This window comes from Stenotrophomonas sp. STEN014, from assembly GCF_056760315.1.
In genome coordinates, this window is sequence record NZ_JBRREN010000011.1 from 107,883 (window position 1) to 121,239 (window position 13,357).

Here is a 13,357-nt window from a genome sequence, read left to right on the forward strand (position 1 = left end):
GTGGTGCTGAACCCCAGGGCAAGGACGGGGCCGGCTGGCGGTGCAGACAGCTGCCAGTCATACTCGGACCGCTCCAGGATTGTTTGAACACCGCGACACGTACCACAGCCGCCTGCGGCCCCGGGTCTGTTCCAGTGCTTCGTTCTGCCCGGCGTGTCCCCGCTTCATCCACTGCTGGATGGCATCCATCAACGTTGTTGGAGGGGTCATGCTCGAACAGTACGGTCTTGTGCTTTCGCTGGTCTGCGCCGCGGTCGCCATCGTCTACGGCATCATTTCGGCCCAATGGGTCCTACGCCAACCTGCCGGCAACGCCCGCATGCAGGAAATCGCCGCCGCCATCCAGGAAGGCGCGCGGGCCTATCTCAACCGACAGTACCTGACCATCGCCATCGCCGGCGTGGTGCTGTTCGTGCTGGTCGGTTTGTTCCTCAGCTGGTACACCGCGATTGGTTTTGCGATCGGCGCGGTGCTGTCCGGTGCGGCCGGCTACATCGGCATGAACGTGTCGGTGCGGGCCAACGTGCGCACCGCCGAGGCCGCCCGCAACGGCCTGCGCGCGGCGATGGATGTGGCGTTCCGCGGTGGCGCGATCACCGGCATGCTGGTGGTCGGGCTGGGCCTGCTGGGCGTGGCCGGCTACTACCTGGTGTTGCAGAAGCTGGGCCTGAGTCAGGCCGACAACCTGCACGCGCTGGTCGGGCTGGCCTTCGGCAGCTCGCTGATCTCGATCTTCGCGCGGCTGGGCGGCGGCATCTTCACCAAGGGGGCGGATGTGGGCGCGGACCTGGTCGGCAAGGTCGAGGCCGGCATTCCCGAGGACGACCCGCGCAACCCGGCGGTGATCGCCGACAATGTGGGGGACAACGTCGGCGATTGCGCCGGCATGGCCGCCGATCTGTTCGAGACCTATGCGGTGACGGTGATCGCCACCATGCTGCTGGGCGGCATGATGATGGCCGAGGTCGGCCGCAACGCGGTGCTGTTTCCGCTGGTGCTGGGCGGGGTGTCGATCATCGCCTCGATCATCGGCGCCTTCTTCGTCAAGGTGAAGCCGGGCGGCTCGATCATGGGCGCGCTGTACAAGGGCGTGATCGTCTCGGCGGTGCTGGCCGCGATCGCGTTCTGGCCGGTCACCACCCAGCTGATGGCCGATTCACCCTATGGCGCGATGAATCTGTACATCTGCGCGTTGATCGGACTGGTGCTCACCGGTCTGATCGTGTGGATCACCGAGTACTACACCGGCACCCAGTACAAGCCGGTGCAGCACGTGGCGCAGGCCTCGACCACCGGCCATGGCACCAACATCATCGCCGGGCTCGGGGTGTCGATGAAGTCCACCGCGCTGCCGGTGGTGGCCGTGTGCGCCGCAATCTGGTTTTCCCACCTGCATGGCGGCCTGTACGGCATCGCCATCGCCGCCACCGCGATGCTGTCGATGGCCGGCATGATCGTGGCGCTGGACGCTTACGGCCCGATCACCGACAACGCCGGCGGTATCGCCGAGATGGCCGAACTGCCGCCCGAAATCCGCGAGATCACCGATCCGCTCGATGCGGTCGGCAACACCACCAAGGCGGTGACCAAGGGCTATGCGATCGGCTCGGCGGCGCTGGCCGCGCTGGTGCTGTTTGCCGATTACACGCACAACCTGCAGCTGGCCAACCCGGGCGCGGTCTTCGCCTTCGACCTGTCCGACCACACCGTGATCATCGGCCTGCTGATCGGCGGCCTGATCCCGTACCTGTTCGGGGCGATGGCGATGGAAGCGGTGGGCCGCGCCGCCGGCGCGGTGGTGGAGGAAGTGCGTCGCCAGTTCCGCGACATCCCCGGCATCATGCAGGGCACTGGCAAACCGGACTACTCCCGTGCAGTGGACATGCTGACCCGCTCGGCGATCCGGGAAATGATCGTGCCCTCGCTGCTGCCGGTGGCGGTGCCGGTGGTGGTCGGCCTGCTCCTGGGACCGAAAGCCCTGGGCGGCCTGCTGATCGGCACCATCGTCACCGGCCTGTTCGTGGCGATCTCGATGACCACCGGTGGCGGTGCCTGGGACAACGCCAAGAAGTACATCGAGGACGGCCACTTCGGCGGCAAGGGCAGCGACGCCCACAAGGCGGCGGTGACCGGCGATACGGTGGGCGACCCGTACAAGGACACCGCCGGCCCGGCGATCAACCCCTTGATCAAGATCATCAACATCGTCGCGCTGCTGCTGGTGCCGTTGCTGTAGAGACTCCGCAAGCCATTGTTTATGAAGGACAGGACACCCCGCTCCGGCGGGGTGTCCTGTTTCCAGGGGCGGGCGTGATGCAGTGCAATAGGCGCCAGCGTAGAATGGGCGTTTTCCCCAAACATCACGATTCGGAGTCAGCGCAATGAGCCTGAAACTTGTCTCGCCGGGCAAGAACCCGCCGGAAGAAATCAACGTCATCGTCGAGATTCCGAAGGATTCGGAGCCGGTAAAGTACGAAATGGACAAGGAAAGCGGCGCGATCTTCGTTGACCGCATCCTCTCCACGCCGATGCGCTACCCCTGCAACTACGGTTTCGTGCCGCAGACCCTGTGTGGCGACGGCGACCCGGCCGACGTGCTGGTGGTGCTGCCGCTGCCGCTGGTACCGGGCTCGGTCGTGCGCTGCCGTCCGGTGGGCGTGCTGAAAATGAGTGATGAAGCCGGCAGCGATGAGAAAATCCTGGCCGTGCCGGTGGCCAAGATCTTCAACGGCTATGCCCATGTGGAAGACATCCAACAGGTCTCCAGCCACTGGCTGGAGCGCATCGGTCACTTCTTCGAGCACTACAAGGATCTGGAGAAGGGCAAGTGGGTCAAGATCGAAGGCTGGGGCGACGCCGCCGAAGCCAAGAAGATCCTGGTGGAAGCCCACCAGACCTTCCTGGCCCAGCAGGAACAGCAAGGCTGATCCTGCCGCCTGCAGCGACAGTGATCACGTTTCATATCTGTAGCGCATGACCCTGTTACGGGGTTCGGCTACATTGACAGGCCGGTTTTCCCGGCCTGTTTCCGTTGTGGCCAAGTAACTGTATTTTTCTGGGGAAAGTGTCTTGCGTATCCTGCTTGTCGGCGATGAAGCCAGTCTGTCGAACGAACTTTTCGAGTACGTCAGCGATCTTGGAGAGGATTGGCAGCTGCAGACCGCCCCGGATGGCAATGCCGCCATCGCCGCAGTGGCGACCTCGGCCGTGGATGCCGTCATCGTAGCCCCGGTGCTGGCCGATCTCACCCCGGCCACCTTGCTGGGCCAGATCCGCACGCTGCGCCCGGAAACCATCCGCATCGCGCTGATCGATACCGACAGCAGCCAGCGCTCCCCCTCGGCCCGCATCATCGGCGTGGCCCATCGCTTTCTGCCATTGCCGTTGGCGCCGGAAGTGCTGCTGGAGGCCCTCACCAGCCTGGAAGAGCTGCGCGAACTGCTCGACAGCCCGCGTCTGCGCACTTCCATCGGCCGCATCGAGAAGCTGCCCTCCCCGCCCCATCTGTACCTGAGCCTGATGCAGGCGCTGGAAGAGAACGAAGACAGTGATGCCAGCGAGATCGCCAAGCTGGTGGCGGCCGATCCGGCCATCGCCGCCAAGGTGCTGCAGCTGTCCAATTCGGCCTTCTTCAACAATGGCCGCGCCATCTCCGACCTGCGTGGCGCGGTGACCCGGCTGGGGCTGTCGACGCTGCGCGACCTGGTGCTGGCCAGTGAGGTTTTCTCGCTGGCCGCCATTTCAGCCGCCGAACGCAACGCCCTGCAGTCCCGCGCGCTGCTGGCCTCACGGCTGGCCGCAAAGATGCTGCCCGCCTCCAGTGCCGAGCTGGGCGCCACCGCCGCACTGCTGGCCGACATCGGCCTGCTGCTGCCCGGTGTACGCAACGAGCGCAGCGAGGCTCTGGCCGACGGTGACGACCGCCCGGGCCATGCCGAAGCCGGCGCCTATCTGCTTGGGCTGTGGGGCCTGCCGATGCCGATCATCGAAGCCGTCGCCTTCCACCTTCAACCCCAGCGGTCGACCGTGCGCAGTTTCTGGGTGAGCGGCGCGGTGCATGTGGCCACCGCACTGGCCGGCGGCACGGCGGTCGACGAGCAGTACCTGACCCGTACCGGGGTGATTTCCAAGCTTGAAGGCTGGCGCGAGCTGGCGGCCGATCTGGCCGGACTCAGCGTCGAGGCCTGACCCCCCGCCGGGCAGCACAGCGAAACGGCCGCCCCTGGGCGGCCTTTTTGGTATCTGCCTGCGGCCCCTCCAGCCACCGGGATAGCCGTTCAAGTCCGGACGGGAGGCGGCACGCAGGCGCTGTTGCATCCGGGACAGGTCCATAGAAAAGGGGTGGGCCTTGCGGCCCACCCCTTGGTCTTGCGTCACAGAAATCCGATGGATCAGAACTTCTGGGTGTACTTCAGGTACAGGAAGCGACCGATGTCGAAGCCGCCGTAGTACGCGAAGGCGCTGTTCGGCGCCGAGTACTGCAGCGCGCCACGGTGGTTGAACAGGTTGTTCGCACCGATGGCAACGGTGGCATTCCACGGCGCCTTGTAGCTGACCTGCAGGTCGTGGAAGGTGTTCGAACCGGTGGTACGCAGCGGAGCCTTCTCACCGTTTTCATAACGGTTCGGCAGGTCACACCAGCCCTCGGCGGTGGTGATGCAGGTTTCCTTCATGCCCGAGAAGTAGCGCGCGGTGTAGTTCACACCGAAATCGCCGTACTCCCAGTTCACGCCCACGTTCGAACGCACGCGGAAGATACCCGGCGAACCGACGTTGCCGATGATGATCTTGTCACCGGCCTTGTTCTGGCCGACTTCGTCGTACTTGGCGGTGTAGGTGGTCTGCCAATCCAGCGAGATCTGGCCGATAGCCAGTTCCGGCAGACGGTACTTCACACCCAGGTCGTAGCCTTCGGTTTCCATCTGACCCAGGTTGGCCAGTCCGTAGAACATCTCGGTGATGTGACCATCGGCGGCGCGCACGATACCGGCACAACGGCTGCTGTCACCCAGCACATAGCAATCGCGCAGGATGCGGGTGACGCTGTCGGAGATGATCATGTCCTTGATCTGGTAGTTGTACCAGTCAAGCGAGATGTCCAGACCCTGCACCCAGCGCGGGCTCCACACCAGACCCACGGTCTTGCTGGTGGAGGTTTCCGGCTTCAGGTTCGGGTTGGAACCGGAAATGAACTGGTCCGGGGTAGCGCACGGCCAGGTGGTGCAGGGCTCCGAGCCCTGGCCCAACTGCACGTAGTCCGGAGCCACGCCAGCCGCGGTGCAGGCGGCATTGCCGGCAACACTGCCGGCCACGCCGACCGAGCACGGATCGGTGTAACGCTCGAAGCTGGCACTGATGCCACCGTACATGTTGTCGATCGACGGAGCGCGGAAGCCCTCGGCGTAGGTGCCACGGACCAGCAGTTCATCCAGCGGACGCCAGGTGACACCGAACTTGCCGTTCACGGTGTCGCCGAAGTTGCTGTAGTCCGAGTAACGGCCGGCAACGTTGATGGTCAGTTCCTTGGCGAAAGCCATGTCGGCCAGCACCGGGATGTTCAGCTCGAGGTAGACCTCGTCCAGGTCGTACTTGCCGTTGGTGGTGCTCTGCGCCAGACCGGTGTACTGGCCCGACTGCATGAACGCATCCGGCACGTAGCGTGCGTCTTCTTCGCGGTGCTCGATACCGACGGCGAAGCCCAGGTCACCGGCCGGCAGGGTCATGATCGAACCAGCCAGGTCAGCGGTGAACGCGGTGGTCTTGGAGACACCGGTGGTGGTGAAGGTCGGGAACAGGAATTCCTGCAGATCCTTGTCCGCCAGCGAACCCGGGCCAGCCACGCCGATCGGCAGCAGCGGATTCCAGGCCAGGCAGCCGTCGATCGGCTTGGCGGCGGTGCCGCAACGGGCAACGCCATTGGCGTCGATGAACGACGGACCCAGCGCCTGACGTGCAGCGATCAGGCTCATGTCACCGTGGTTGCTCTTGACCGACTCGTTGCGGTTGAACAGCGCACCGACATTCCAGTCGAACGACTTGCCGGCGAAATCGAAGAAGCCGCTGACCGACGGCGCGAAGCGCAGGGTCTTGAGCTGGCTGTCGGTGGTACGCGGCACTTCCGAAAGACGGCGACGGAACTGAATCTGCTCACCAGTCGGGTTGAACACCGAGTCGGCGGACATCGGGGTGTTGATAGCAGCCTGCGCCGACTGGTACGGGTAACCGGCGATCTGCTGGTCGGTATTACGCTCGTTGTACAGGATGTCCGCGTTGAACGAGATGTTGTCGGTGAAGTCGTAGGTGCCGTTGACATAGACCGACTTGCGCTCGATACCGGTCTGCAGGCTCATCTCGGTATTGGCGTTGGTGTACTCACCTTGGGTGATCGGGTGGTAATCCGCAACGTTGTTCGGATTGCCGCCTTCGTTCAGGGTGCACCATGCATCGGCGCCGCCCGGGCCGCACGGGCCGAACCAGCTGCCCTTGTTGGTCACAGCACTCCAGTCAGCCGGAGTCGAATTCGGACCCTTGCCGCCGTCACGCGAGTACCAGCGGTCACCGGCCATCACCGGATCCTGCTTGCTGTACTCGGCCGACAGGGTCAGGCTGCCACGCTCGCCGGTGGCACCCATGGTGAAGGAGTACTGCTCCAGGTCACCGTCGCCTTCGCCGTACTGGCCGATATGGACGTTTGCTTCGGCGCCGTCGAAGTTCTTGCGGGTGATCACGTTGACCACGCCGGCGATGGCGTCCGAACCGTAGATGGCCGAGGCACCGTCCTTCAGGACTTCAATGCGCTCGATGGCCGACATCGGGATCTGGCTCAGATCCTGGTAGCCACCAGAGGTGGCGCCCAGGCGCTTGCCGTTCATCAGTACCAGGGTGCGGTTGGCGCCCAGGTTGCGGATGTCGATGTAGTAGCCACCCACATTCTCGCCCGAAGCCAGCGATTCCGAACGCGAGATGGCCGGGGAGCCGGCCGAGGTCATGTTCTGCAGCACGTCGGCAACCGAAGTGAAGCCCTGCTTTTCCAGGTTTTCACGGCTCAGCGTCAGGATCGGCTGCTGGGTCTCCATGTTGGCACCGCGGATGCGCGAGCCGGTGACTTCCAGGCGGTCCAGCGTGGTGGCGCCAGCAGCGGCGTCCTGCGCCGAGGCAAAAGCCGGGGTCAGCGCAATGGCAATGCCGGCCGGGAGCAAGCCCAACCGCACAGCGGGAGTACGAAAATTCATCAATCTCTCCGATTACGTTAGTGGTGCGTTAAACACCCCTGAACGTTACGTTCGAGTCGCATCGTTTTATTTGCGCAACCCAATCGGAAACTTTGCCGATTCTGGCGGCAACATTTCCATCGCCTCGCGGTAGCGGGTGGCCGAGGTGCCGTACTTGGAGCGGAATGCCCGCGCAAAGCTGCAGCAATTGTCAAAGCCACTGGCAGCGGCCACTTCACCGATCATCATGTCGGTATCGCGCAGCAACATGGCCGCACGTTCAAGACGCAGGCGTGCAGACAACGACTGCGGACTTTCCTCATACAGGCTCTGGAACGTCTTGGACAGGTACCAGCTGGAGAAGTTGGTCAGCTCGGCCAGTTCACCGATACGCACCACCCGGTGGCTGTTGCCTTCCAGGTACATGCGCGCCCGCTGCATCCGCCCGAACACCTGCCGCTTGCGCATCCGTGACCGTCCCGGGCACCGCTGCACGCCACCGGACATCTCCCGCTGCAGCGAGGCGATATGCAGCAGCAACGGCCGCAGGTGATGGATGCTGGTACCCGGCCCTTGCGCTTCGCGCCATAGGCGCAGTGCCAGCCGGGCCTCGGCCTGGGTCATGCGGCCACGGCCGGTATAGACGCTGCTGTCGGCCAGCGTTCCGAGCATGCGCAGCGCGTCACTGTCGAGGCTCACACCGATACACATCCCATCGCGCCCGGCCTGGATCAGCGGCCGCGACTCCTTCTCGAACGCGATCCACTCACGCTGGCGCAAGCGGAACTTGCCTTCCTTGGACTCCACCCAGGCGCTGCCACGCAACTGCAACCACACCGTGAACACCGTTCCGGAGGTCTGCAGACTGCCCAGCCGGGCAACTCCCACGCAATTGGGTCGCACGCCCTCTTCAACCTGCTTCTCGAATGACACCGACTGGCCGCGATCGACCCAGGATACCTGCCGCATGTGACACACCATCATTTGCCGTCAATGGCCGATGGTTTTGCCAACTCTGGCGCCCCGGGTCAGGAAGTTCCGGCGAGTTTGCTCCGAAAATTTCCGGACGCCACTTGCGAAAGAATCACGAAAGCGGTTTTTTCAACCAGGGCAACCACTTGGCTGCACCAAGCGAAGGCCACGGCACACGCTCCGCTACCGGCATCAGACCGATATCGGTGCCATCGGCGATGGCCAAAGCGACATAAACGGCGCTGCCATCGGGTGCCATGCTCAAACCGTTGCGCGATCCGTAGCGTCGCGCGTCCAGACACAGGCTGCGATCCGGCTGCTCAATGGCGGTGAGCTGACTGGCACAGTCCGGAGCGATATGCAGATAGTGCACGTGGCCGGTGCCCGTCACCGCCCACGTGCGATAACGCCAGCGCGTAGGCGCCTCCGTGCTGAGCAGCCTGATACTGCTCTGGGCCAACGTCGGGCCCACCTGCCACAAGCCGGCGTGCGCCAGCCGCGTGAACAGAACACGATCTCCTGCCCTGTCCAGCCGTACCTGGGACACCCCCTCCATCGAGGCAAGGCGCCGCCATGGCTGCTGCCGGCGGTCGAACAGGGTCAACCGCATCCGGTCATCGTTGTCGCGCTCGAGCACCAGCACGCTGCCCGGTTGTGATCCATAGATCGCCTGCAACGGCTCATGCACCGGCACCGGCAATTTCTTCCAGTGCCCCTCTTCGGGCGTCACCTCATAGATGCCGGGCATGCCCTCGCCGTCACGCCCGGCAACCAGCAGGCTGTGGCCATCGGCGGACCAGTCCATCGGCTGCCGCGCTTCCGGACGGAAACCTTCGATCACCTGCAACGAATCGGGATCATCCAGCCTTCCCCACCAAAGCGCGAACGTGCCCGAGCGGTTGGAGGTGAATGCAAGGCGTTTGCCGTCTGGTGAAACCATCGGCTGACCGTCCCGCCCCGAGGATGCGAACAACCGCTGCGGCTTGCCGCCTTGCTCTCCCAATGGAAACCGGAACAGCGCGTACCTGGGGTGGTCCCGCTTGAACGCCAGGCTGCGTCCCTGCCGCGACACCGACGGGCTGTCGGCGTCATCCACGCCCAGATCACGCAGCATGCCGGTTGTCACATCCAGGCGATACAGACGGGACTCGCTGTCCACACGTCGGCCGAACACCAACTCGGTCGCGCCGAGCCAGCTCCAGCCGCGTATTTCCGCCGCATCCTCGGTCACACGCCTGGCGTTGCGACCATCGGCATCCATCACCCACAGATCCCCCACCTGCGGATTGCGCACGAAACCGATCCGCTTGCCATCGGGCGAGTAACGCGGCGCGTAGTCGAAATCGTCATTGCCCGTTTCATAGCGCAACGACGGCCAACGGCCGGATACCAGATCCAGTACCCGGATACCCCGGCTGGCTTGGCTGCCTGTCATCGAGCCGAAGAGCAGGCTGCGCCCGTCCGGCGACCAGTCGAAGCTGAGCATCTCGGTGCCATCACAACGCGCCACCCGCCGCGCACTGCCCCCTGTCGCCGACACCAGCAACACCTCGCACATGTCCCCCGGATGGAACCGCGCGAATGCGATCTCGCGCCCATCCGGCGACCATGCCGGAAAGCGGTCCGAAGCCTTTGCAGGCGGCGCGACAAGCGGCGCGGCGGCGGTATTGCCCGTGCTCTGTATCCACAGACTGGAAAGCCCCTCCTCCTCCTTGGCGAACACCACCAGCGAACCGTCGGGCGACAGGGCCGGACTGGTCTCGAAGGCTGCGGTAGAGGTGATGAGCCGGTAGGGGCGCTCCGGGCTACCCACCACACGGGTACCACGGGTGTTGACCACATCCGGATCGGCAACCGCCGGCGCGGTCCACAACAACCAGAACATCACCACCGTACTGGCCAGCAGCGCCAGGCCGACAGCGATCAACACCTGGCGTCGCAGCCGCCGGCGTATCGAGCGTCTGGGCACATCGGCCGCATGCGTTGCGCCAGCTTGCGCGCCGTGAACCAGCGCCGTTTCGCTTAACGGCGACCGTCCCGCAGGAATAGAACCCTGGCCCTCCCACGACACCGGTGCCAGCAAGCGGTAACCGGTCTTGGCGATGGTTTCGATATATGCCGCGCCATCAATTCCGCTCTCGCCCGAAGTGAAGGCCTTGCGCAAATGCGTGACCGCCTGGGTGAGCACATCGTTGGTCGGCATGGTGTCCGGCCACACCTCGGCGAACAGCTCATCACGCGTGACGACCTGGCCGGCCTTGCGGACCAGCACCAGCAGCACTCCGATACTTTTGGGCGTCAATCGGCGCAACCGCCGTGCGCCGGGCACATGCACCTCACGCGAGGACAGCACCACGACACATTCACCGATCAGCAAGCGATCGGACACCGGTTTTTCGTTGTTGGGTATATCCATGCCACTCAGGGAAGGAATTGCCGGAGGACACAATCCTGTGTCCGCCCCCTGGAAGCAGGGCTACCAGTGAACCGCCAAAGTCCGCAAACGGCGTCAACGCAAAGCGCAAATGAATTAGATCGAGCAAATATTAGCCTATCGAGGTTCCTCGCGTATCCACGCGGGACGACATCAGGCTCTCTCTCGCCGACGAATACACATAATCTGCTGCAAAATTCGCGCCTCCGGGCGCGAAATTTTTATCTGGCGTTCATTTTTTTCCGGCTTTGTGGATCGTCAGTCCGACCAGTCGGGAAACAACCAGAGCCACATACATCACGCCTGAAAACTGCTCCAGCATCACCAGCGCGCGGGCCTGCGGCAGCACCGGTACGACATCACTCAGGCCCACTCCCGAGAGCAAGCTGAAGCTGAGATAAAGCAGCTCCGTCCACGTCCGGAAATCGCCCTCGCTGGTGGCGACAAAGCTGCCCGGGATCCAGTGTTGGCAGACCGAAAACGCGAAAGCGAATGCCCAGGCCAGCAGGGTGAAGGTCGCGCCGGCGGCGAACAGCTCATCGCGGGTGACCTTGTGATCCTGCAACATGTAGGCGATCAGGCTCCATGTCGTATAGAAGTACAGCAGACATTCGAATACCTGCGCCACCATCGTCACCGAATAGCGATCTAGCAAGGCGCCGGCGACCGAGAAAATCACCGCCGGTATCGCCAGCACCAGTGCAATCCAGATGGTGAGTGGACTGCGACGCACCACCCACACCGACAAGCCCAGCACCGCCATGCCGAAGGCGCCGAACACCGCACGTCCTGCCGGCATGTTTTCCATCACCGGATACAGCAGCACGCCCAGCAGCTGCACGCCCAGCAACCAGGCAGACGGGTGCTTGCGTGCCAGTACGATCCATCTCAGCTGGGCGCGCGCGAAAGCACCTGACATCCTCGCCATGCGACGGGACTCTAGGGGGTGGCGGCGGCCGCACGATAGGGGTACTCGGCAAATATCGCCGCCACGGCCGCGTCGATCCGCTCGCCGCGACGCTGCGCATCGGAACGGCCGACGGTGCCAACCGCGATGCCTTCCCAGACCAGCCGCTTCAGACGGGCATCGATCACATCCACATTGAGTGTGCCCTCGGTGTACTGGTACACATCGGTACGGTCACGCCAGTAAGGCACAGCCACATAGCCGCGGGCGCGATAGCTGTAGTAATAGTCGTAGTCCACTTCCGGCATCGTGGTGACACGCGTCTTGTCCTGCAGGTACGCGTTGAGGTTCACCCACAAATCCGGATTGCGCTCATCGAACACATAACCACGTGCCTCCATCTGGGTGCGGACCGCTGCACGGATGCGGTTGCTGGTGATGGTGGTGTAACCGTGCTGCTCCAGCGCCAGCGGTGTGTAGAACGCGAAACTGCGGTAGCGCGAGAAGTCCGCGCTGGGATCCGCCTGGCTGGCCACACGCGGGGTGCTGGCGCAGGCGGCGAGCATCAGTACCAAGGACAGCCCGACAAGCCGGAAAACGGTGCGAAGTTCCATGACGACTTCCCAGTGGTGGACGGAAGAACGCTAGCACGTCCAACCGGTGGCGGCAGTCAAACAGCCGCCGGATGGCTGTGCCCGGACCTCCGGGCAGTGGCAGGGGCTGGAAAGGGATAACCGGGCCCACGCACGGGGACTTGAGGGTCTCCGCCCTGCCGGTGTGTGGCGCCCCCACCCCGTCCACGGCTTGCCCGATCACACGATCCCGCTGCCCCGGGTGAGGGTGACCTGACTGGGATGCGTCACCCAATGCAATGTCCTCGCAGCGGACTCATCGCCCCATCGGCATAGCCGCGCAACGCAACGCAGGACGGTGCCGTGTCAGCCGGTCACCGCCGCACCACGCCCCGTCATCGACCGCTAACAAAATGGTGACATTCCGTTCAGTAGCATGATGATCGTCGCGCCAATTCCAGTGGCCCTACTCCGGGCTCGCCTGCAGCGCCTTGCCGCGCCTGCCCGCGGAGAACCCCCTGCTGCGCAGATCCCGGCCCAGCTCCCTTCAATCCCTTTGACTGGAGAAGCTCCTTTATGGTGTTTCGTGTCTCCATCGCACTGGTTGCCCTGCTAGTGCTCATCGCCGGTATCGCACCCGGTCCGTTCAACGAGGTGGTGCAGACCGCGCTGACCGAGGTGGTACGCGGCGCCGGCTGGCTGTATCTGCTGATCGTTTTTCTGACGCTGCTGTTCCTGCTGTATCTGGCCTTCGGCCGGCTGGGCAACCTGCGCATCGGCGGCGAGGATGCCGAACCGGATTTCTCCCGCGCCAGCTGGCTGTCGATGCTGTTTGCCGCCGGCATGGGAATCGGCCTGGTGTTCTGGGGTGCCGCCGAGCCGATCTCGCACTTCGTTACTCCGCCCGAGGGCCTGCCAGCGCAAAGCATGGACGCGGCGCGCGCTTCGATGCGCTATGCGTTCTTCCACTGGGGCCTGCACCCCTGGGCAATCTATGCGCTGATCGGGCTGGCGATGGCCTGGTTCCAGTACAACCGCAATGGACGGGGACTGATCAGCGACATGCTGCAACCGGTCATCGGACATCATCACCGCGGCTGGTTCGGCAAGCTGGTGAACATCACCGCTGTGGTGGGCGCCCCCCACGGGCCGGGGCCGGCAAAGGGGGGTTGGGGCAGCCCCGTGGCCGCCCGCCGGGCCACGGGGTGAGGGGTGTGGCGCCCGGGCCCCTGGGACCTGTGCCGCCGCGGGGGGGGGGGCG

8 protein-coding genes and 1 pseudogene are annotated in these 13,357 nt (G+C 64.2%); 4 read left to right on the top strand and 5 right to left on the bottom strand.

Going from position 1 to position 13,357, the window contains the following annotated elements; translation table 11 throughout:
* Positions 1-208 precede the first annotated feature (208 nt).
* From ACVOMC_RS14355 to ACVOMC_RS14365, 3 genes are all read left to right on the top strand, one after another.
* Positions 209-2,236 (top strand): sodium-translocating pyrophosphatase, encoded by a 2,028-nt coding sequence (locus ACVOMC_RS14355; RefSeq protein WP_481524481.1) that lies wholly within the window; start codon positions 209-211, stop codon positions 2,234-2,236.
* A gap of 145 nt (positions 2,237-2,381) precedes the next feature.
* Complete coding sequence (ppa, locus tag ACVOMC_RS14360; RefSeq protein WP_054660091.1) at positions 2,382-2,927, top strand: inorganic diphosphatase; 546 nt, start codon at positions 2,382-2,384, stop codon at positions 2,925-2,927.
* Positions 2,928-3,069: 142 nt separating this feature from the next.
* Complete coding sequence (locus ACVOMC_RS14365; protein WP_481524482.1) at positions 3,070-4,188, top strand: HDOD domain-containing protein; 1,119 nt, start codon at positions 3,070-3,072, stop codon at positions 4,186-4,188.
* A 203-nt stretch (positions 4,189-4,391) separates the two neighbouring features.
* On the opposite strand, the gene ACVOMC_RS14370 is transcribed toward ACVOMC_RS14365, so the two are convergent.
* The 5 genes from ACVOMC_RS14370 to ACVOMC_RS14390 form a co-directional block, all read right to left on the bottom strand.
* Positions 4,392-7,232, bottom strand: a complete 2,841-nt coding sequence (locus ACVOMC_RS14370; RefSeq protein ID WP_481524483.1) for a TonB-dependent receptor plug domain-containing protein — start codon at positions 7,230-7,232, stop codon at positions 4,392-4,394.
* 66 nt (positions 7,233-7,298) lie between these two features.
* Positions 7,299-8,180, bottom strand: a complete 882-nt coding sequence (locus ACVOMC_RS14375) for a helix-turn-helix domain-containing protein (RefSeq protein WP_481524484.1) — start codon at positions 8,178-8,180, stop codon at positions 7,299-7,301.
* A 115-nt stretch (positions 8,181-8,295) separates the two neighbouring features.
* Entirely contained in the window at positions 8,296-10,599 is a 2,304-nt protein-coding gene (locus ACVOMC_RS14380) for a winged helix-turn-helix domain-containing protein (protein WP_481524485.1), read from the bottom strand.
* Between the two features lie 250 nt (positions 10,600-10,849).
* On the bottom strand, positions 10,850-11,536 hold the full coding sequence (locus tag ACVOMC_RS14385) for an ion channel (protein WP_481524486.1): 687 nt from the start codon (positions 11,534-11,536) through the stop codon (positions 10,850-10,852).
* Between the two features lie 20 nt (positions 11,537-11,556).
* A complete protein-coding gene (locus ACVOMC_RS14390) occupies positions 11,557-12,138 on the bottom strand; it encodes a DUF4136 domain-containing protein (RefSeq protein ID WP_481524487.1) in 582 nt (193 codons plus the stop codon).
* Between the two features lie 534 nt (positions 12,139-12,672).
* Between ACVOMC_RS14390 and ACVOMC_RS14395 the strand changes: the two are divergent.
* Positions 12,673-13,287: pseudogene (locus tag ACVOMC_RS14395) on the top strand (BCCT family transporter); the annotation flags it as partial.
* Between the last annotated feature and the right edge of the window lie 70 nt (positions 13,288-13,357).

What these genes read in the sequence shown, in the direction of transcription:
- ACVOMC_RS14380 (WP_481524485.1), bottom strand. Translation starts at nt 10,599, where the DNA reads ATGGATATACCCAACAACGAAAAACCGGTGTCCGATCGCTTGCTGATC.
- ACVOMC_RS14355 (WP_481524481.1), top strand. Translation starts at nt 209, where the DNA reads ATGCTCGAACAGTACGGTCTTGTGCTTTCGCTGGTCTGCGCCGCGGTC.
- ppa (WP_054660091.1), top strand. Translation starts at nt 2,382, where the DNA reads ATGAGCCTGAAACTTGTCTCGCCGGGCAAGAACCCGCCGGAAGAAATC.
- ACVOMC_RS14390 (WP_481524487.1), bottom strand. Translation starts at nt 12,138, where the DNA reads ATGGAACTTCGCACCGTTTTCCGGCTTGTCGGGCTGTCCTTGGTACTG.
- ACVOMC_RS14375 (WP_481524484.1), bottom strand. Translation starts at nt 8,180, where the DNA reads ATGCGGCAGGTATCCTGGGTCGATCGCGGCCAGTCGGTGTCATTCGAG.
- ACVOMC_RS14385 (WP_481524486.1), bottom strand. Translation starts at nt 11,536, where the DNA reads ATGTCAGGTGCTTTCGCGCGCGCCCAGCTGAGATGGATCGTACTGGCA.
- ACVOMC_RS14370 (WP_481524483.1), bottom strand. Translation starts at nt 7,232, where the DNA reads ATGAATTTTCGTACTCCCGCTGTGCGGTTGGGCTTGCTCCCGGCCGGC.